Annotated in this window: 18 protein-coding genes, 4 tRNA genes and 1 riboswitch; of the genes, 10 read left to right on the forward strand and 12 right to left on the reverse strand. The window is 68.3% G+C overall.

What is annotated here, in order from left to right:
• Positions 1-24 precede the first annotated feature (24 nt).
• The 8 genes from ribD to GWK18_RS01775 all read right to left on the reverse strand — a co-directional run bounded on the left by ribD (position 25) and on the right by GWK18_RS01775 (position 7,290).
• A complete protein-coding gene (gene ribD / locus GWK18_RS01740) occupies positions 25-1,116 on the reverse strand; it encodes a bifunctional diaminohydroxyphosphoribosylaminopyrimidine deaminase/5-amino-6-(5-phosphoribosylamino)uracil reductase RibD (RefSeq protein WP_123824698.1) in 1,092 nt (363 codons plus the stop codon).
• Entirely contained in the window at positions 1,113-1,907 is a 795-nt protein-coding gene (gene pnuC, locus GWK18_RS01745) for a nicotinamide riboside transporter PnuC (RefSeq protein WP_123824697.1), read from the reverse strand. Before pnuC ends, ribD begins: the two co-directional genes overlap by 4 nt.
• A 132-nt stretch (positions 1,908-2,039) precedes the next feature.
• Positions 2,040-2,195, reverse strand: a riboswitch (FMN riboswitch).
• Between the two features lie 15 nt (positions 2,196-2,210).
• Positions 2,211-2,873 (reverse strand): ribulose-phosphate 3-epimerase, encoded by a 663-nt coding sequence (gene rpe, locus GWK18_RS01750; protein ID WP_166832783.1) that lies wholly within the window; start codon positions 2,871-2,873, stop codon positions 2,211-2,213.
• Positions 2,874-2,941: 68 nt separating this feature from the next.
• The gene (locus GWK18_RS01755; protein WP_123824695.1) at positions 2,942-4,567 is read right to left on the reverse strand and encodes a transcription antitermination factor NusB; all 1,626 of its coding nucleotides are present in this window, start codon (positions 4,565-4,567) and stop codon (positions 2,942-2,944) included.
• The gene (gene fmt, locus GWK18_RS01760) at positions 4,564-5,496 is read right to left on the reverse strand and encodes a methionyl-tRNA formyltransferase (RefSeq protein WP_166832785.1); all 933 of its coding nucleotides are present in this window, start codon (positions 5,494-5,496) and stop codon (positions 4,564-4,566) included. The genes GWK18_RS01755 and fmt overlap by 4 nt, the downstream gene beginning before the upstream one ends.
• On the reverse strand, positions 5,493-6,104 hold the full coding sequence (gene def, locus GWK18_RS01765) for a peptide deformylase (RefSeq protein ID WP_166832786.1): 612 nt from the start codon (positions 6,102-6,104) through the stop codon (positions 5,493-5,495). Before def ends, fmt begins: the two co-directional genes overlap by 4 nt.
• A gap of 112 nt (positions 6,105-6,216) precedes the next feature.
• Positions 6,217-7,083 carry a cytochrome gene (locus tag GWK18_RS01770; RefSeq protein WP_166832788.1) on the reverse strand — a complete coding sequence of 289 codons (867 nt, stop codon included), beginning with the start codon at positions 7,081-7,083 and terminating at the stop codon, positions 6,217-6,219.
• Between the two features lie 135 nt (positions 7,084-7,218).
• A tRNA-Val gene (locus GWK18_RS01775) sits at positions 7,219-7,290 on the reverse strand.
• Between the two features lie 269 nt (positions 7,291-7,559).
• Between GWK18_RS01775 and GWK18_RS01780 the strand changes: the two genes are divergently transcribed.
• The 4 genes from GWK18_RS01780 (at position 7,560) to GWK18_RS01795 (ending at position 8,310) form a co-directional block, all read left to right on the forward strand.
• A tRNA-Gly gene (locus tag GWK18_RS01780) sits at positions 7,560-7,632 on the forward strand.
• Positions 7,633-7,692: 60 nt separating this feature from the next.
• Positions 7,693-7,763, forward strand: a tRNA-Cys gene (locus GWK18_RS01785).
• A gap of 45 nt (positions 7,764-7,808) precedes the next feature.
• Positions 7,809-7,883 (forward strand) — tRNA-Val (locus GWK18_RS01790).
• Between the two features lie 259 nt (positions 7,884-8,142).
• On the forward strand, positions 8,143-8,310 hold the full coding sequence (locus GWK18_RS01795) for an antitoxin (protein ID WP_166832790.1): 168 nt from the start codon (positions 8,143-8,145) through the stop codon (positions 8,308-8,310).
• 128 nt (positions 8,311-8,438) lie between these two features.
• Here the strand turns inward: GWK18_RS01795 and zapE are convergent, their stop codons facing one another.
• Positions 8,439-9,500 (reverse strand): cell division protein ZapE, encoded by a 1,062-nt coding sequence (gene zapE / locus GWK18_RS01800; protein ID WP_166832792.1) that lies wholly within the window; start codon positions 9,498-9,500, stop codon positions 8,439-8,441.
• Between the two features lie 244 nt (positions 9,501-9,744).
• On the opposite strand from zapE, the gene GWK18_RS01805 reads away from it, so the two are divergent.
• Genes GWK18_RS01805 through ybaK form a run of 3 tightly spaced genes read left to right on the forward strand, consistent with a single transcriptional unit; the run spans position 9,745 to position 11,696 of the window.
• Complete coding sequence (locus tag GWK18_RS01805; protein WP_123824689.1) at positions 9,745-10,656, forward strand: sulfurtransferase; 912 nt, start codon at positions 9,745-9,747, stop codon at positions 10,654-10,656.
• Positions 10,653-11,132: a SufE family protein gene (locus GWK18_RS01810; protein ID WP_123824688.1), complete on the forward strand. Its 480-nt coding sequence runs from the start codon at positions 10,653-10,655 to the stop codon at positions 11,130-11,132. The genes GWK18_RS01805 and GWK18_RS01810 overlap by 4 nt, the downstream gene beginning before the upstream one ends.
• A 48-nt stretch (positions 11,133-11,180) precedes the next feature.
• Positions 11,181-11,696 carry a Cys-tRNA(Pro) deacylase gene (gene ybaK / locus GWK18_RS01815; protein ID WP_166832794.1) on the forward strand — a complete coding sequence of 172 codons (516 nt, stop codon included), beginning with the start codon at positions 11,181-11,183 and terminating at the stop codon, positions 11,694-11,696.
• Between the two features lie 24 nt (positions 11,697-11,720).
• On the opposite strand, the gene GWK18_RS01820 is transcribed toward ybaK, so the two are convergent.
• Positions 11,721-13,121 (reverse strand): alpha/beta fold hydrolase, encoded by a 1,401-nt coding sequence (locus GWK18_RS01820; RefSeq protein WP_166832796.1) that lies wholly within the window; start codon positions 13,119-13,121, stop codon positions 11,721-11,723.
• A gap of 137 nt (positions 13,122-13,258) precedes the next feature.
• On the opposite strand from GWK18_RS01820, the gene msrB reads away from it, so the two are divergent.
• From msrB to GWK18_RS01835, 3 genes are all read left to right on the forward strand, one after another.
• A complete protein-coding gene (gene msrB, locus GWK18_RS01825; RefSeq protein ID WP_123824685.1) occupies positions 13,259-13,687 on the forward strand; it encodes a peptide-methionine (R)-S-oxide reductase MsrB in 429 nt (142 codons plus the stop codon).
• A gap of 116 nt (positions 13,688-13,803) precedes the next feature.
• Positions 13,804-14,394 (forward strand): DUF3000 domain-containing protein, encoded by a 591-nt coding sequence (locus GWK18_RS01830; protein ID WP_166832798.1) that lies wholly within the window; start codon positions 13,804-13,806, stop codon positions 14,392-14,394.
• Between the two features lie 266 nt (positions 14,395-14,660).
• The gene (locus GWK18_RS01835; protein ID WP_166832928.1) at positions 14,661-15,911 is read left to right on the forward strand and encodes an HRDC domain-containing protein; all 1,251 of its coding nucleotides are present in this window, start codon (positions 14,661-14,663) and stop codon (positions 15,909-15,911) included.
• Between the two features lie 142 nt (positions 15,912-16,053).
• On the opposite strand, the gene GWK18_RS01840 is transcribed toward GWK18_RS01835, so the two are convergent.
• A complete protein-coding gene (locus tag GWK18_RS01840) occupies positions 16,054-16,392 on the reverse strand; it encodes a hypothetical protein (RefSeq protein WP_123824683.1) in 339 nt (112 codons plus the stop codon).
• 88 nt (positions 16,393-16,480) lie between these two features.
• Positions 16,481-18,526 (reverse strand): 1-deoxy-D-xylulose-5-phosphate synthase, encoded by a 2,046-nt coding sequence (gene dxs, locus GWK18_RS01845; RefSeq protein WP_166832800.1) that lies wholly within the window; start codon positions 18,524-18,526, stop codon positions 16,481-16,483.
• Between the last annotated feature and the right edge of the window lie 181 nt (positions 18,527-18,707).

Here is an 18,707-nt window from a genome sequence, read left to right on the forward strand (position 1 = left end):
CCGCGTCGACGCCAGGCAGCGCGATCACGTCATGGGTGTTCTGGCCTCGGGGACGGGCTGAAGGTGCCACAGCACGTCCGAGCCGAGACGTCGAAGGCTGCCCCCGTCGGATTCGTCGGGCAGGAACTTCAGGGCCTCCGACAGGGTCTGGATGCCGAGGTCCGGGTAGGAGGGGCGCCCGGCGCCGAGGATCAACGGGGCTTGGTAGACCAGGACCTCGTCGGCCAGGTCGGCTGCCAGGAAGGCCCCGACGACGGTGGCGCCGCCCTCCACGAGAACGTGCCGCACGCCTTCCTCATACAGCTCCGTCAGGAGGACGGCCGGGTCGTGCGTGCGCAGGTGCCGGAAACGACCGTCCGCGCCGCGTACACGGGCGGCCGTGGGCACGTCACGGTGCCCCATGACCACCCGAAGGGGGGAACTGGTGTTCTGGTCACCGCGGGCCTGGTCGCCGGCCGGTGTCCTGACGGTGAGTCGCGGGTCATCGGTGAGAACCGTCGTCGTCCCCACCACGATGGCGTCCACCCGGGCGCGGACGCCGTGGGCGTGGGCGCGGGATTCCTCGTTGGTGATCCAGGTGCTGGTCCCGTCCGCGGCGGCAATCCGTGCGTCCAGGGTCTGGGCAGTCTTCACGGTCACGTACGGGCGCGACTCCCCCTGTGCCCGGGCCCACCGATGATTGAGCTGCTCGGCACGTTCCCCTCGCAGGCCGCTGTGCACCTGGACCCCGGCAGCATGCAGCCGCGCGGCTCCACCGGAGGCGTTCTCCGTGGGATCGGCCACGGCGTGGACAAGGCGAGGGATTCCGGCCTCGACGACGGCTTCCGCGCACGGCCCGGTGCGGCCCGTGTGATTGCAGGGCTCCAAGGTCACGACCATGGTGCAGCGGGTCAGGTCCGTGCCCGCGTCCAGAGCCTGATCGATCGCGTCGACCTCGGCGTGCGGGGTGCCCGCGCCACGGTGGTGACCGACGTGCAGGACTCGACCGTCCTCCCCCAGAATTGCCGCCCCCACCAGGGGGTTGGCGCCCCGGTGCCCGCGAAGTGCCGCGGCCAGGGCAAGGTCCATCGCCTCGGTCTCCGCCGCGGTGAACATCGTGTCCGAATCCGTGGTCATGGCCTTCCCCCGTCCGAGGTTCCGGCGACAGGGTCCACGGCCCCGGGCCTGGCGGGCGTCACGGAGACCGAGACATCGGGGAAGGCCGTTTCGACCGACACCACCGACCCGGTCCTCGGTGCCCCGTCCGGAGTCGCAGCCGCGCGGGCGCCGTCGACACGCTGGACCCGCCACCAGATGAAGAATCCCGTGAGCGTGAACGCCCCGTAGAACACGTACATGGCTGCCGAGGCCCAGTACCCGGCGCTGAGCAGCAGGGGAACTCCCACGATGTCCACGGCCACCCACACCAGCCAGAACTCGGTCCATTCACGCGCCATGCCCCAGGTGGCCAGGACGGAGCCGACGAAGATCCAGGCGTCCGCCCACACGGGTTCGTACGATCCAAGCGCCCGGAAGACGGGGGTCAGCGCCGCGGTTCCCAGCACGAGCAGTCCGATCAGAAGGATCCGTTCCTTGGGGGTCGCCCATCGCGGGGTGACGGCAGCACCGGCATCGCCCCGGCTCTGTCGCCAGCGCAGCCACCCGTACACGGCGACGGCGATGAACATGACCTGCCGGCCGACCTGCCCCAGGAGGTTCACGGGGTTGGGCGAGCCGAAGACGACGCCCAGGAACACGGTCAGCAACAGGAGATTGCCGATGATGCCCACCGGCCAGGCCCACAGCTTCCGCCGCATACCGCCCAGGGCGGAGAGCAACCCGAAGACGTTGCCGAGGACCTCCCGCCACAGGACGAAGCTGTCCCCGATGTGCAACTGCGCATCGAACAGCCATCGCAAGAGCTCCACGTCCGATCTCCTCACCGGTCTGCGGGGGCCACCCGTTGGTACTGGTCACCGGTGGGCCCACCGGCAGGACGACCGGCGGCGAAGAGACTCGTGGCATGGGAGAAAGAGGTGGCACGCCGAATCCGGCGTCCACCTGTGCTCCTCCCGTCCAGACTTTTCTGTCGGCACCGGAATTTCACCGGTCAGGCCGAAGCACCGTGGGCTCGGGTCAGCGAACTGATCGAACCTGGTGCTCGGTTAGCGGGCTGTCACCGCCGGCTCGGAATTTCACCGATCTCGGAGCACGTCGTGTCGTGCTGCCGATTATGACACGTGGGCGACCGCGGCGCGCAGTCCCTCGATCGCCGCCGCGGGGTCCTCCTTGCCGTACACCGCGGAGCCGGCCACGAAGACGTCCGCACCGGCTTCCGCCGCGCGGACAATGGTTTCCTCGGTGATCCCACCGTCAACCTGCAGGGCCACCTGGCCCCCACCTGCTCGGATCGCTTCGGCAGCCCGCCGGATCTTGGGCAGGGTCACGTCGAGAAACTTCTGTCCACCGAACCCGGGTTCGACGGTCATCACCAGCAGCATGTCGATCTCGGGAAGCAGATCCAGGTACGGCTCGATCGGCGTGGCGGGCCGTACCGCCAGGCCGGCCTTGGCGTTCCTGGCACGCAGCTCCCGGGCCAGACGAACCGGGGCCGTCGCAGCTTCTGCGTGGAAGGTCACGGAGTCGCAGCCTGCCTCGGCAAATCCGGGAGCCCACCGGTCCGGATCCTGGATCATGAGATGCACGTCCAGGGGCACGGGTGAGATCTGCTGCAACCGTTCGACCACCGGTAGGCCCAAGGTCAGGTTGGGGACGAAGTGGTTGTCCATCACGTCCACGTGGGCGGCGTCCGCCGTGGCGATCTTGGCCAGTTCCGTCTGCAGGTTGGCGAAGTCGGCCGACAGGATGGAGGGGTTGATGCAGCAGCGGGACACGGTGCCTCCTCAGTTCGTGTTCCGTGAACCCGGGCGGGCTCGCGGTCAGATGGGTCGGGTCGGGTGACTCAGGCCTGGTCAGTCTTGGCTACGGGGCGCTTGCGGAAGTGGGCCACGAACATGGCATCCGTGCCGTGAACGTGCGGCCACAGTTGGAGGGTCGTCGCCCCGGCATCGGCACGTCCGGAGTTGGGCCCCGCGTAGGCCTTGGTCGGATCAGCTTCACCGTCCAGGGCGCCGGGCAGGGCTGCCGCGCGTGCGGCAGGTCCTGCATCGACCAGCGTGAGGTCAGTCCGGGTGCGCAACAGGTCGTCGACGGCGACGGCGGTTTCGGCGGCGTGCGGCGAACAGGTCGCGTAGACGAGCAAACCACCCGGTTTGAGGGCGTCCGCCGCGGTGGCGAGCAGCTGGGTCTGGAGGACCGTGAGCTCGGCAAGGTCCTGGGGCGTGCGCCGCCACCTGGACTCCGGACGACGGCGCAGCGCACCGAGCCCTGTGCACGGGGCATCCACCAGGATGCGGTCGAATCCGGTCTGGCCGGTCGAGTTCTGTGCGTCCTCGGCCGTGATCTCCCGACCGTCACCGACGCGGATGCTCCACGCCTGCTCGGGGACGGTCTCGAGCGCCTGCCGAACCAGGCCCGCCCGGTGTTCCGCGACTTCATTCGCGAGCAGATGGGCGCCGTGACGGGCCGCCTCCGCTGCCAGCAGTGCAGCTTTGCCGCCGGGTCCGGCGCACAGGTCGAGCCACCGTTCACCGGATTGCACAGGTTCCGCCGCGACCATGGACCGGGCCACGAGCTGGGAGCCGGAGTCCTGAACCCTGACGGTCCCGTCCTGGACGTCGGCCAGGCGGTGGAGGTCGCCGCCGCCACTGACGGCGGCTCCCGGGACCAGCGGACTGGGGATGGCACCTTGCTCGAGAGCACCCGAGAGATCCGCCAGCCCGGGGAGAGCGACCAGGTGGACCTTCGGAGCCTCGTTGTCCGCGCGCAGCAGCTCTGGCAGCTCGCTGGCGGGGCGACCGTGAATCGCGAGCGCCTGCTTGAGCGCCCGGACGATCCACGCGGGGTGCGAGGTCTCGACGGAGAGCCGATCGATCTCCCCCTGCCCCTGGGTCAGTTCCGTGAGCCAGGACTCCAGGTCCTTCGCCATGACCTTGCGCAGCACGGCGTTCACCAGGCCCGACGGCCCGGCTCCGATTTCGGCCCGGGTCAGTCCGACGGTCTGGTCGATGGCGGCGTGGTCGGGGATCCGCATGGCCAGCAGCTGGTGCGTGCCCAGGCGCAGGGCGTCCAGGACCGGCGGGTCGATCTTGGCCAGCGGACGGTCGACGCACCGTGCCAGGACGGCGTCCCAGGTGCCCTGCTGCCGCAGTGCCCCGTAGGCGAGCTCGGTGGCCAGGGCGGCGTCGCGCTTGTTCAGGCCCAGGCGTCGGATCTGTTCGGGCAGAACCAGGTTGCCGTAGGCGTCGTCGGAGGTCACTGCGCGCAGGGTTCGGAAAGCCGCCAGGCGTGCCGGGTCCGTGGCGCGGGTGCGTTGTGAGGGGGCCGAGGCGGAGAACTTCCGTTGGCCCACAGACCGGCGGTTGCGTTGGCGACCGCGCTCGTCGCGGCGGTCGCGGTCCCCGCCCCGTCGCCCGTCGGAGCCTCGGTTGCCGCCCGTCCGGCCCGGGTTGCGTCGTTCCTGACTCACGTGAACCTCACTTCTCCGACGCCGTGCTGGGCCAGGTGTCCTCGGCCCCAGTCGCCGGCCTGCATGCTCTTCTTCCCCGAGGGCTGGACCTCGGTGAGTTCCACGGGGTGTGTTCCCGTTCCCACCAGGACTGCCCGGTCGTGCAACCGGACCTGGCCGGAACTCCAGCCAGGCTGGTCCGCGCGTTCGACGACACGTCCCGTGATCTTGAACCGCTGCCCCTCCAGCTCGGTCCAGGCCCCGGGTTCCGGGGTCACCGCCCGCACCAGAGCGGAAATCCGATCGGCGGGGGCCTGCCAGTCGATGCGTCCGTCCGCCCCGGTCAGCTTCGGGGCAAGAGACGATTCGCCCGTCTGGGGGGCTGTTTGCACGCCCGCGGAGAGGTCGCGCAGGGAATCGGCCAGGACCGGCGCACCCAGGCGTGCCAGGCGGGTCAGGACGGTGCCGGCGACGTCGTCGTCGCGGACCGGATCGGTCAGGGTCCGAAGAACCGGCCCGGTGTCCATGCCTTCGTCCAACACGAACGTGGTGGCGCCGGCGGTCATCTCCCCCGCCAGCAGCGCACGTTGCACAGGCGCGGCACCGCGCCAGGCCGGCAGCAGCGAGAAGTGGAGGTTGACCCACCCGTGCGGTACGGCCTCGAGAGCCGCACGCCGGAGCAGTGCCCCGTAGGCCACGACGGCGGCCACCTCGGCGCCCGTGGCGCGGAGCTGTTCCGTCACGGACTCGTCCACCCGGTTGGCCTTGATCACTGGGATGCCCAACTCGGCTGCGGCATCCGCGACAGGCGACGGCGTCAGGGTCTTCTTTCGCCCCTTGGGGGCATCGGTGCGGGTCAGGACTGCGACGACGTCCAGATCTGACTGCTCGGCCAGGTGACGCAGCGGTGGGACCGCAACCTCCGGGGTTCCGGCGTAGAGAACCTTCATCGCCGACCTCCCGCGGGGATCTGCCCGCCGTTGACGGTTGCGCCGAAGCTGGATCCACGTCCCGACACGATCGTCGAGGACCTCTTGCCGTGGACGTCCGAGACGACGGCGGAGTACTCACGATTGCGGATGGTCCGCATGGCTTCCTTCTTGGCCTCGCCCCGCAACCGGTCGACGTACAGCATGCCGTTCAAGTGGTCGGTTTCGTGCTGCAGGCACCGTGCCAACAGGCCGTGCCCTTCGACGGTCACGGGGGCGCCGTCGACGTCGTACCCGTGCACGGTCGCGTGCTCGGCCCGCGGCGTGGGGTGGCCCATGCCGGGCACCGACAGGCACCCCTCGGATCCGTCCTGAGGCTGCGTACCGACGTTGATCTCCGGGTTGATCACGTGCCCGGAACAGCCCTCGACGTCGTACACGAAGATCCGCAGACCGACGCCGATCTGCGGCGCCGCCAGCCCAACGCCTTCGACGTCATGCATGGTCTCGAACATGTCGTCGACCAGTTTGCGGAGCTCTGGGCGTTCGGGGGTGTCGAAGTGGCGGACGGGGTCCGCCACGGAACGTAGGACCGGGTCGCCGATGGTACGGATCGGGCGCACTGCCATGGAATCCGGGCTCTCCTGAGGGTTGTTCGGGACGTGGGAAGGTGTGCTGCGGAAGTTCCAGCCGCGCCGAGTGACATGGTCGAGATCGTTCGCACCTCGCAGGGACCAGGTCTCAGTCTAGGCCGCCGGTTTCGGCGCGTACGGGCGGCGGTGGCACCGGCCGCAGCTGGGTGGGAGTGGCGGCCAACCGCGTTTCGTGGGTCCACACCCTGTGCAGTGCACAGAACTTGTGCCAGTGCGCCTCCAACACCTCCGGCACGGCCTGTTGCGCGACGACCTCCGTGGGGCCGACGGCGACCCCCAGGAGGAGATCGGCGTCGCCGTACTTCCACGGCTCCCATTCGCCGGACTGGGCATCCACGAGCTGTTCCTCGGCCTTCAGACCGGCGACCAGCTGGGTCACCACGTTGGGGTCCAGCGCCTTCACGCGCCCGTTCCGGTCGGTCGCTTTGGTCTTGTAGTCGATCAGACAGACCTTGCCGGCGATCCGGGCCACCAGGTCCAAGGTTCCCGCGTAGCCGACGCTGTGGTTCCAGACGGTGACTTCCGCGGCGAGCGGTTCCGGGGAGTACAGGTCCCACCACTCGTCGAACCGCACCACGTAGGCCTCTTCCCGGTGCTCGACCAGGGTCTCCCGGGCACGGTCCACGTCGTGCGGCAGTCCCATGGTGCGCAAGGCGACCTGTTCGCAGTAGTCGTGGACGCGGTCCCCGCGCAGAGCGGCCTGGTCCCGGTAGCGCTCGGCCGCCCCCGCCGCTTCCCGCGCGACGGTTCGCAACCGCGACGGCGACCCGAGCGAACCGGCCAGTCGATCGTCCTCCACGACCGCCTGGGCGGCCAACCACCCGTGCCACCCACCGAGGTCAACGGCGGCGCGCCCGATCACGGTGGTGATGGAAGGAACTGTGGCCGCTGCGCCGATCGACCGCGCGTACATGCGGCCGTGATCGGTCTGTTTGGCCAATCTGGGTTGGGTCATCGCCTCTCCAACGCTGCATCCCTGCCCGTCGAGGGCAAGGCGGAACCGGGTGAACGACAAGAGCCCCGCCCCGGGTGATCTCCGGGGAGGGGCTCTTGTGCCAGTCGTTCGAGTCCGAGGTCTCGAACGTGATTGTGCGCGATACTGGGTTCGAACCAGTGACCTCTTCGGTGTGAACGAAGCGCGCTACCACTGCGCCAATCGCGCTTGCGACCTGGAAACCATAGCGCAGTTGTGCCCCACCGTGCCAATCGCCACGGGACACGGCCCGCAGGCCGTGCCTGCGCCGCACCAGGATGGCCCAGGATCGTGGCCCCGACGCCGATTTGCACTGGTGTGATTCGGTCCCCTAAAGTCTCTGCCGTCGGAAAGGACAGCGCCGCAACGGCCGACCACCGGGCAACCGGGGAGGTCAAAAGCTGTGCTAGAGTTTCCGATCGAACGTTGGCCCCGGCAGCGGGATCCAGGTTCACAATGCGGTTGTAGCTCAGCTGGTAGAGCATCACCTTGCCATGGTGAGGGTCGCGGGTTCGACTCCCGTCAACCGCTCTGAGAAAACGTCACTTTGGTGTCGTTTTCCTAGGCCAAGTCCGTCAGGACACAGGTCCCGGTGGGGTGGCCGAGTGGTTAGGCAGCGGCCTGCAAAGCCGTCTACGCGGGTTCGAATCCCGTCTCCACCTCGGTGAACCCACCAAGCTCACGAGTTGCTGGTGAACTCGCGGTGAGCGCGATTGGCGCAGCGGTAGCGCGCTTCCCTGACACGGAAGAGGTCACTGGTTCGATCCCAGTATCGCGCACCACATGCAGAAGGCCCGACCGGGATATTCCAGTCGGGCCTTCTGCATGTTCATGTCTCCGCCCCTGCCCCCTCCCAGACAGAGCACTCCTCAGCAGAAAGTTGCTCACTACCACTGCTGACCAGGACGTTTACATGTATTCAGCGGCAATTTTGCCGTGAGCGTACACGGGTGCCATCTGCGAAGAATGTTCTGGACAACTGGTTCCGGGTCAAGCAGAGTGAGTCCTGTCCGAACGATTCCGACCCGAGAGGAGAGTCCCATGGTGGATCTCGGAGGATTTGCAGACAAGGCCAAGGACGCAGCTGCCGACAACCCGGAAGCTGTGGACAAGGGCGCAGACTTTGCCAACGACAAGTCCGGCGGTCAGTACGAGGATCAGATCAACCAGGCCAAGGACTCGCTGAACGGCGACTCCCAGGAGAACTGATCTTCTGACGCGTTCGGCACGGGCCCTGGCCCACCGAACTCCATGAGGAAGGCCCTCACCATCTGGTGGGGGCCTTCCTCATGTCCGTCATTCCAAGCTCGCGCGCCCGGGTGGGCACGTGAGGTCGGTCAGGCTCTGTCCGACATGCCCTCCCGGGCCAGAGCCGTCAACCGGGAAACGGCCCGGTAGTACTTCTTCTGATACCCACCGGCCATCATCTCGGGAGTGAAGACCTCGTCGAAGGAGGTCCCCGACGCCACGATGGGCAGGTCGCGGTCGTACAACCGGTCCGCCAGCACCACCAGCCGCAGGGCGAGCGCCTGCTGATCGACGGTGTGGACGTTGCGCCACACGATGCCGTCCAGGTCCTTGATGAGATGGCGGTAACGGGAGGGGTGCACCACGCTGAGGTGCTCCACGAGCTCACTGAACTCGTCCATCGCAACCACCTTGCCGTCGAAGCGCTGCTCGACCGTCGCCTCGATCGCTTCGTCGGCGATGGACGCCGGCGCTTCGGGAAGGCCTCGGTGCCGGAAGTCCTCGCCGTCGATGCGAAGGACCTCGAACTGGTCCGCAAGCACCTGGATCTCCCGCTGGAAGTCCGCGGCCGCGAAACGCCCCTCCCCCAAGGAACCCGGCAACGTGTTCGAGGTCGCCGCGAGCTTGACCCCGGCGTCGGAGAGTTCGCGCATGAGCCGAGACATGAGGACCGTGTCCCCCGGGTCGTCGAGTTCGAACTCGTCGATGCACACCAGGGTGTACTGGCTCAGGGCTTGAACGGTCTTGGGGAAGGTCAGCGCACCCACGAGGTTGGTGTACTCGACGAACGTGCCGAAGGCCTTGGGGCCGGGAACCGCGTGCCACAGGGAGGCCAACAGGTGTGTCTTGCCGACGCCGAATCCGCCGTCGAGGTAGATGCCCTGCTTGGAACCCTTGGCAGCGCCGGAGGAACCCCCGAACATCCTGGAGAAGAACCCGCCGCCCTTGCCACCGGAACCTGGACCGGACACGCTCCCGGCGAACCGCTGCAGTTCTGCGACGGCCTGTGCCTGCGACGGTTGGGCGGGATCCGGGCGGTAGGTGTCGAAGGAGACTTCACCGAACCGTTCGGAGGGCCGGAAGCCGTCCAGCAGCTCATCTGCGGACAGTGCCGGGCGGCGGTCGACCAGACGCTGGAACTGCGGGCTCACGCGGGGTACCTCTTTCTGCCCGGGGCTCGACCGGTGCCTTCTGCACACGGGGCGACACGTTCGGAACACGTCGACGGCGGGAGTCGAGAACGGGGAACGTGACAGAGCTTACCCGCCCCACGGGTACCGCCCACGCGCACCGGGTTCGCCCCTCGCGCACAGCGCCCCGGTGGGCCCCGCCGCGGTGGCCACGGCGATAGTGTTGACACCGTTCGGAATCGTCACAGGAAATGAGGCCAGCACCATGTCCGTGGATGTGGACACCACCGACGCCAAGTTCGCCCAGTACGCCCACCCGGAACGGCTCGTGTCGACCAGCTGGGTCGCCGAGCACGGTGCCGACCCCGGCGTCGTCGTGATCGAGTCCGATGAGGACGTACTGCTCTACGAAACCGGCCACCTGCCCGGTGCGGTGAAGGTGGACTGGCACACGGACCTGAACCTCCCGGACGTGCGCGACTACCTGGACGGCCAGCAGTTCTCCGAGCTCATGTCCCGCAAGGGCATCTCCCGCGAGGACACGATCGTGGTCTACGGCGACAAGTCCAACTGGTGGGCCGCCTACGCCCTGTGGGTCTTCACGCTCTTCGGTCACGAAGACGTCCGGCTCATGGACGGTGGCCGCGACAAGTGGGTGGCCGAAGGCCGCGAACTCACCACCGCCGTCACTCCCCGACCCGCGAGCGAGTACCCCGTGGTCGAGCGGGACGATTCCCGGATCCGCGCCTACCAGCCGGAGGTGCTCGACGCCCTGGGCTCCGTGCCCCTGATCGACGTGCGCTCCGAACCCGAGTACACGGGCCAGCGCACCCACATGGCTGAATATCCGCAGGAGGGTGTCCTGCGCGGCGGCCACATCCCGACGGCGGCCTCCGTCCCCTGGGCACGTGCCGCCGCCGAAGACTCCACGTTCAAGGCACGCCCCGACCTGGAGGCCATCTACCTGGACGAGGTGGGACTGGACCCCTCCGACCCGGTGATCGCCTACTGCCGGATCGGTGAACGCTCCGCCCACACGTGGTTCGTGCTCGAACACCTACTCGGGTTCGACAGCGTGCGTAACTACGACGGCTCCTGGACCGAATGGGGCAACTCCGTGCGCGTCCCGATCGTGTCGGGCTCCGAACGCGGCGCAGCCCCGGAGAACCGCCGATGAACCCCGGAACGGAAGCGCAGACCGAGGGCCTGCCGGAGTCACTGGCCGAGCTGGTCGAGGACTTCCAGGCCGTCCCGGCAACGGACCGCCTGCAGCTGTTGCTCGAGTTCTCCCGGCAACTCCCCGAGTTGCCCGAACGCTACGGGGAACACCCGGAGGCTCTGGAACAAGTGGTCGAGTGCCAGTCCCCCTTGTTCCTCACGGTCGAGTGGGAGAACCAGACGGAGACGGGCACCGACGACACCCCTGTCCGGCTGTTCTTCTCCGCCCCGCCGGAGGCACCGACCACCCGAGGCTTCGCCTCCATCCTCCACGAGGGCCTGGACGGCCTCTCCGCAGCGCAGATCCGGGACCTGCCGGCGGACCTGACCGAACGTTTCGCCCTGACGGAACTGGTGTCCCCCCTGCGCATGCGCGGGATGTCCGCGATGCTCGAGCGCATCCGTCGACAGGTCGGGCAACTGCGCCGCGCCTGAGGACACACACGCAGCGGACAGCTACCGGATCGGAAAGGGCCACGGACAGTGGGCAAGAAGTCCAAGCACGGCAACGGCAGCGCCGCTTCCGAGGGGACGCCGGCTCTGCGGTTCCTGCACGACCGCGGCGTCGCCTTCCAGGAGGCGGCCTACGAGCACGACGACGACGTGACGGACTACGGGGCCGAAGCCGCACAAGCTCTCGGTGTGTCCGCCGAGCGGGTGTTCAAGACGCTCTTGGTGGCCGAAGCCGACGGCAAGGCGCTGGGCGTCGTCGTGCTCCCCGTGGATCACCGGGTGGCCATGAAAGCCGCGGCGGCCGCCTTCGGCTGGAAGAAGGCCGTGCTCGCCGACCCCGCCGTCGCCCAGCGCAGGACGGGATATGTCATCGGAGGCATCTCGCCGTTCGGACAGAAGCTCCCCTCCCCCACGGTGATCGACGAGTCGGCGATGCACCACGCCACCGTCTACGTCTCCGGCGGACGCCGGGGCCTGGACGTCGAGGTCACCCCGCAGGATCTGGTGTCCGTGCTGAACGCGAAGACCGCAGCCCTGAGCGCCTGAGCGCCGCCACATTCAATGCAGCATTCACTCCGGCAAACGGCCCGGTAGCCACTTGGCGACGGCGTCCTCCCACCGGTGGGGGTCGACGTTCCACTCCTTGGTGTGGCGCGCACGCCGGAAGGCCACGAAGTCCACGAACGGGGAGATCCGCGCCAGTTCCCGGCCCGCGCTGTCGGGGACGAACTCGTCGTCCTTGGAGTGCAGGATCAACGTGGGGGTGCGGAGTTCCTTGTAGCGGGTGACCCAGTCCAGGCTCGCCAGGTCCACGGGGGTGGCAAGGCCCGTCAGGTACCGGCCCTTGTGGGAACTGATCAGACCGGAGGACAGGTTGCCGATCTGGGCGGGCAGCTTCCGGCTGGCCGTGTGATGGGTGAACAGGGTGAACCAGTCGACCACGGGTCCGGTCAGGACCATGGCGGCGATGTCGTCACGGTAGAAGGACAGGTCCGCGGTCTGCAGGCAGATCGCCCCGCCCATGGACCAGCCGAACAACACGATGTCCGTGGCTCCTCGGGACTTGGCGTAGGAAATGGCGACCTGGACGTCCTTCCACTCCGTGAAACCCAACCCGTAGCGGTTGTCCAGGGAGGACGGGGCCTCTCGGTCGTTGCGGTAGGAGATCAGCATGGAGGTCATCCCCAGGTCACGCGCGGTCTTCAACGCACGCAGGCCCTCCATCCGCTGGGCCCCACGTCCGTGCACCATGATCGCCCACGGGCCCTCGAGCATTCTGGGTCGTTCTCCCGGCGGCGTAGGGCGCCCGTCCACGGGCACCACCCAAGCAGGCGCCGGCCCCACCTCGATGGGAATCTCGACGTCCTCGTACGGGAACCCCGCGCGCGCGGGGTCGGGGTAGACGGTCCCGGACCACCACCCCTTGGTGGCCGTCGAGAGGTCACCGCTGTAGATCTCCTCGACTTCCCGCACGACCCTGCCGGTGGCCGGTGCCCAGGAGCGGATGGCGCCGATCCGCGCGTGTCCGGCGCCGCCGTGGAAACGCAGGCTGTAGACGCCGTCCACGGTGGTTTCCACGGTCGCGGCGAGCGTGACCTCACCCACCCCCGTCGTCCGCGACGGTTCGGCCTCGTCCGGGGCGCGGGATGCGGCGTCGGATCCGCCTGATTGGTCGCCGGGCTCGTCAGTGGTTTCGGAGGTGGGCGTCTGCGGCGTGTAGTTGAAGATCGTGAGGTCCTCCGACCGGTACCGGGGAGGTACGACCACCTGACGCGCAAGGTAGGCGGCGACGGCCGAGGACAACCCGAAGGTCAAGGACGCCGCACCGGCCACGGCGGCCGCTCCGATCACGGCACCGCGCTTCCAACCCTGCGGGGCGGGTGCCGCCCCGGAGACGACGGGGTTCCTGAACACCCCCGACTGGGTGGGACCCGCGGACCATGACGACAGAGGGGATCTCGGCAAGACCATGAGCCCATACTGGCACGGGTCGCCCGTGGCCGGACGGCATAACTGGCCGCCGGGATTGGTTGTCCTCACCGGTGGCACAGGCCACCATGCATTGACCACGCCTCATGATCCGAGGCAGCTCAGGAAGGACCGATGCCATGACGGATTCAACCGATCACGAACAGCCCGGCGTCCAGCGCAGCGAGGCCGACTGGAAGCAGTTGCTGACCCCCATGGAGTTCCATGTGCTCCGGGAGGGCGGCACGGAACGCCCCTTCACGGGTGAGTACTGGGACACGGAGACCGACGGTGTGTACTCCTGCCGGGCCTGCGGCGCCGAGTTGTTCCGGTCCGAGACGAAGTTCGGCTCCCATTGCGGGTGGCCGTCCTTCTACGAGCCCTTGGCCGAGGACCGGGTGCGTTACATCGAGGACACCTCCTTGGGAATGAAGCGCGTGGAGGTCCGTTGCGCGGCCTGCGACTCCCACCTGGGCCACGTCTTCTCCGGGGAGGGTTACCAGACCCCCACCGACCTGCGCTACTGCATCAACTCCGTGTCCATGCGCCTTGCTCCCAAGCAAGGGTGAGCCCGGCGCTCCACCCGTGACCGACCGCGCCGTGTGCCACGACTCGGACAGATCGACGACGGACGCGGCGGCGTGCCCTCGTGAGCCGACGGACCGATCGCCCTACCCTGTTAGGCGTGAGCGCGGTGACTGATCTACACGGGGGGCCGAGCCGATTCCGATCGGCCACGGCGTCCTTGCGCGGTGCTCAGTGTCGGCCCGAGATCGAGCTGACCGAAATCCCCGTCCCCATGGGCCCGAGCGACGCCGTCGCCTTCTCCGCAACCGTCGCGGACGCAACGGCAGCCATCGGACGACGGGAACCCGGGGAACTCGCCACCGGCCGGTTCATCCTGAGCTACGACCCCAGCCGCAAGAACGAATGGGGCGGCTCCTTCCGCATCGTCACCTACGTCAAGGCTCAGGTCGAGCGCGACCTCGGACACGACCAACTGCTCGCTTCCGTGGCCTGGAGCTGGCTGCTCGAGGCATTGGACCGCAACGGGGCCGGATACACCCGGGAGGGCGGGACCGCTTCCCGTGTCCTGGCCGAAGGGTTCGGCCAATTGGCCGACACGGGCGAGGACATCGACGTCGAACTCCGCGCCTCCTGGACGCCGGCCGACGAGGACTTCGGCAAACACCTCGAGGCCTGGGCGGACATGGTCTGCACGTTCGGCGGCCTCCCACCCGTGACGGACGGCGTCGTGAGTCTCACCGGACGTTAGGGCGGGAGAACCGGCGCCCCCTGCCCCGTCGTCCCGGGTGCCCGAGCCCCTGAGCCTGGCTGCGCAACGAGCTGGCGACACCGACCGCCATCGGCCCCACCCGACACCACCAACACCACCTGCAACGAGCACGAGGAATTTACCGACCAGTGAGCACCCGGAGCAATTCGCGGCACACGAAGGACGGAGATCACCCCGACCGGGGTGGCCCGTCCGAACGTGGCGGTGCGCCCGCAGTGCCGAAGGCATCCGGTGCGACGGCGATCGTGGTTCCGGGTTTCGAGGACTACACGGTTCCCACCACAGTCCACCTGGACCGCCCCTCCGACGGGCTCCCACGGGTCCTCGACTCCCGGTCGCAGGTCGAACGGGCAGCAGCGGAACTGCGCGAGGGCCACGGGCCCGTTGCGATCGACACCGAGCGAGCCAGCGGCTTCCGCTACGGGCAACGAGCGTTCCTGGTGCAGATCCGTCGGGAAGGCGCGGGAACCTTCCTGATCGACCCGGAGGCGGTGGGGTCGCTCGCCGTCGTGGACGATGCCTTGCGCGGCGTGGAGTGGGTGTTGCACGCCGCCACGCAGGACCTTCCGTGTCTCCGCGACCTGGACATGCACCCCGACCGGCTCTTCGACACCGAACTCGGGGGGCGGCTCGCGGGCCTGCGCCGCGTGGGCCTGGCCGCGGAGACCGAGGAGCTTCTGGGGTTCACCCTGGCCAAGGAACACTCAGCCGTTGACTGGTCCAAGCGGCCCCTGCCCGAACCGTGGCTGACCTACGCTGCGCTGGACGTCGAGGTACTGGTGCAGCTGCGCTGGGCCGTGGAAGACCTGTTGCGCGAACAGAGCAAGCTGGACTGGGCACTCGAGGAGTTCGAGGCCGTTCGCTCCGCCCCGCCCGCTGCCCCACGCAAGGATCCTTGGCGAAGGACCTCCGGCATCACCAAAGTTCGCAACCGACGTCAACTCACCGCCGTGCGCAACCTCTGGCTGGCACGGGAGGATCTGGCACGCAACCGGGACATCTCCCCCGGCCGTCTGCTGCCGGATTCGGCGCTCGTCGCTGCGGCCACCACCATGCCGCGCACCGTGCCCCAGCTGCTCAAGACGCCAGGGTTCCACGGACGCGCCGCGTCCAGGGAGGCCCCGCGGTGGCTCACTGCGCTCCAGGAGGCCCGGAACGCCCAGGACCTCGTGCCGTACACCGTGGCCTCGGATGCCCTGCCGCCGGTCAAAGCGTGGGACACCAAACGCCCGGACGCCGCCGCCCGGCTCAAGGTGTTCAAACCAGTGGTGGCCGATCTGGCCGAACAACACGGCATGCCCACCGAAAACCTGTTGGTCCCGGAACACCTTCGGCGCTTCGCCTGGGACCCCCCGCACTCGACATCACAAGAGGCCGTGGCCCACGCCCTGGAGGAAATTGGTGCGCGCCACTGGCAGATCCAGCTATGTGCCCCCGCGCTCATCGACGCCTGGCTCCGCGTGGAACGGGACGCACCGGGTCCCGCCCACGGCTGACGACGGCGCGTCCAGGACATCCTCGGGAGCACGAAGAAGGGGCGGTGGTCCGTGGATCCTTCCACGGACCACCGCCCCTACTCAGGCACGGAGTCGCCCGTTCATCCGTTGAAAACCAACGGCTGAACCCGGCGAGCGGAACTCAGCTGGTGGAGCCCGGCACGGGCCGGGTCGAACCCTCCAGGTTGGCGGTCCCCTCCGAGTCGTCGGTGGTGTTCGAACGCCCACCGCTGACCTTGTCCTTGGCCTTGGCGGTGGCGGACTTGGCGGCGTCGGCGGCGCGCTCGCCCACGACGGGGGCCTGCTCCTTGACGGTCGAGGTCGCCTTGTGCGTCCCCTCCTGAACCTTGCGACGGACCTCGGGGTCCTCGACCACGCCCGTCACCTTGGCCTGGACCTTTTCGAACGGTTCGCGTCCCATGTAGGACCCGACCAGGAACCCGGCACCGAATCCCACCACGAATGCAGCCTTCTTCAACACGATGGCCTCCTTGTCGCACTTGGACGGACACTCTGTCCGCGCTCATCAGCTAAGCCTACTTATATGTGACGAGGCGGACAACGGTCCGCTATTCGTTGCCCGTGTCGACGTCGTCGGTGTCCTCGGCGGTTCCTGGCCGTCCGGCCCCGGAGCGAGCGGCCACGCGTGCCTGTTCTTCGTCCACGGGACGCGCGTACGGGACCTTCGTGCCCAGGACGGAGGAGAGCGTGTCCTGCGCGATGCGCTGAGCGGTCAGGCCCACACGGTCCAGGATCTGGTCCCGCGAGGCGTGCGTCAGGAATTCGGTGGGCAGCCCGACCTCGTTGAGCGCGGTGTCCACACCCGCCTCCCGCAGTCGCTGCCGGACGAGTGAGCCGATCCCCCCGGAACGCACCCCGTCCTCGACCACCACGACGATCCGGTGGCGGGCGGCCAACTGCACCAGGGACTGCGGCACGGGCAGGACCCAGCGCGGGTCCACCACTGTGGAGGTCACCCCGTGCGCCTCGAGCCGTTGGGCGGTCTCCAGACAGGTCTGGGCCATGGCACCGACCGAAACGAGCAGCACGTCCCGGTCGTGATCCGGGACCTCCAGGCCGCTTCCGGTGCGCAACAGGACGTCGACGCCATCGGAGAGTCGCTCCACGGCGGGAATCTCCGGGCCCACGTTGCCCTTGGGGTAACGGATCACCGTGGGGGCATCGTCCACGGCCACGGCTTCGCGCAGCTCCTCCTTCAGGCTCGCTTCGTCGCGCGGGGCCGCCAGGTGCAGACCCGGGACGATCTGCAGCAGGGCCAGGTCCCACATGCCGTGGTGGCTGGGGCCGTCCGGTCCGGTCACACCGGACCGGTCCAGGACCAGGGTCACACCGGCCTTGTGCAGGGCCACGTCCATGAGCAGCTGGTCGAATCCACGGTTGAGGAAGGTCGCGTACAGGGCCACCACGGGGTGCAGTCCGCCGAAGGCCATGCCCGCGGACATGGTCAGGGCGTGTTGTTCGGCGATCCCCACGTCCACCACACGCTCCGGATGCGCGGCCTGCATCTTCTGCAGCCCCACGGGGATCAGCATGGCACCGGTGACGCCCACGACGTCGTCGCGCTCGTCGGCGATCGCCGCGATCTCGTCGCGGAACACCGCGGTCCAGGACCGCCCGGAACTGGGGGTCACGGGCTGACCGGTTTCCGGGTCGATCGTGCCGACGGCGTGGAACATGTCCGCCTCGTCGGCCAACGCCGGGGCGTAGCCGTGCCCCTTCTCCGTGATGGCGTGCACGATCACGGGGCCGCCGAAATTCTTGGCGTTGCGCAGGGCCTGCTCCATGGCCCCCTGGTCGTGGCCGTCCACCGGGCCCACGTACTTCATGCCGAGGTCCGCGAAGAGCCCGTGCGGGACCACGACGTCCTTGATGCCGACCTTCATGCCGTGCAGGCCGCGGTAGGCGGCCTGACCGATCGGGCCGGCGTTCTTCAGACCGTCCTTGACGGAAGTGAGCAGTTCCTCGTAACGGCGGTCCGTGCGCACCGCGTCCACGCCCTGTTGGACGTCGGCCTTGAGGTTGTGCAGTTGCCGGGCCAGGCCGCCGACGGTCGGCGCGTAGGAGCGCCCGTTGTCGTTGACCACGATCACGACCTTGCGGTCCGGGTCCCCGGCGATGTTGTTCGCGGCCTCCCAGGTCATGCCACCCGTCATGGCACCGTCACCCACGACGACGACGACGGTGCGATCCTCCTGACGGGTCATGGCGAAGGCCCGTGAGATGCCGTCCGCCCAGGACAAGGAGGAAGACGCATGGGAGGACTCGACAACGTCGTGTTCGGACTCTGCGCGGTCCGGGTAACCGGCCAGCCCACCTTGCTGGCGGAGGGTGGTGAAATCCTGACGTCCGGTCAGGAGCTTGTGCACGTAGGACTGGTGACCGGTGTCGAAGACCACGGGGTCCTTGGGTGAGTCGAAGACCCGGTGGATGGCCAGGGTCAGTTCGACCACCCCCAGGTTCGGGCCGAGATGGCCTCCCGTGGCCGAGACGTTGGTGACCAGGAAGTCCCGGATTTCACCGGCCAGTTCTTCCAGTTCCTGCTGTGTCAGGGCGTCGAGGTCCCTGGGACCGTTGATGCTCTCGAGCAGGCTCATGATTCTCCTTCTGGTTCCCCCGTGCGGTTCCCCCATGTCCGACGATCGTACGCTGGACGGCCGGTGTGGTTCATGTTCCGCACCGGGGCCGGGAGCAAACTAGTTCGATCTCCGAACAGGTTCATGGGGTCGCGGACCGCCTTGTTAAGGTGCCCGCATGAGTGAACAAAACCCTCGAGTC

It is taken from the genome of Kocuria sp. JC486, assembly GCF_011602805.1.
GTDB classification, from domain to species: domain Bacteria; phylum Actinomycetota; class Actinomycetes; order Actinomycetales; family Micrococcaceae; genus Kocuria; species Kocuria soli.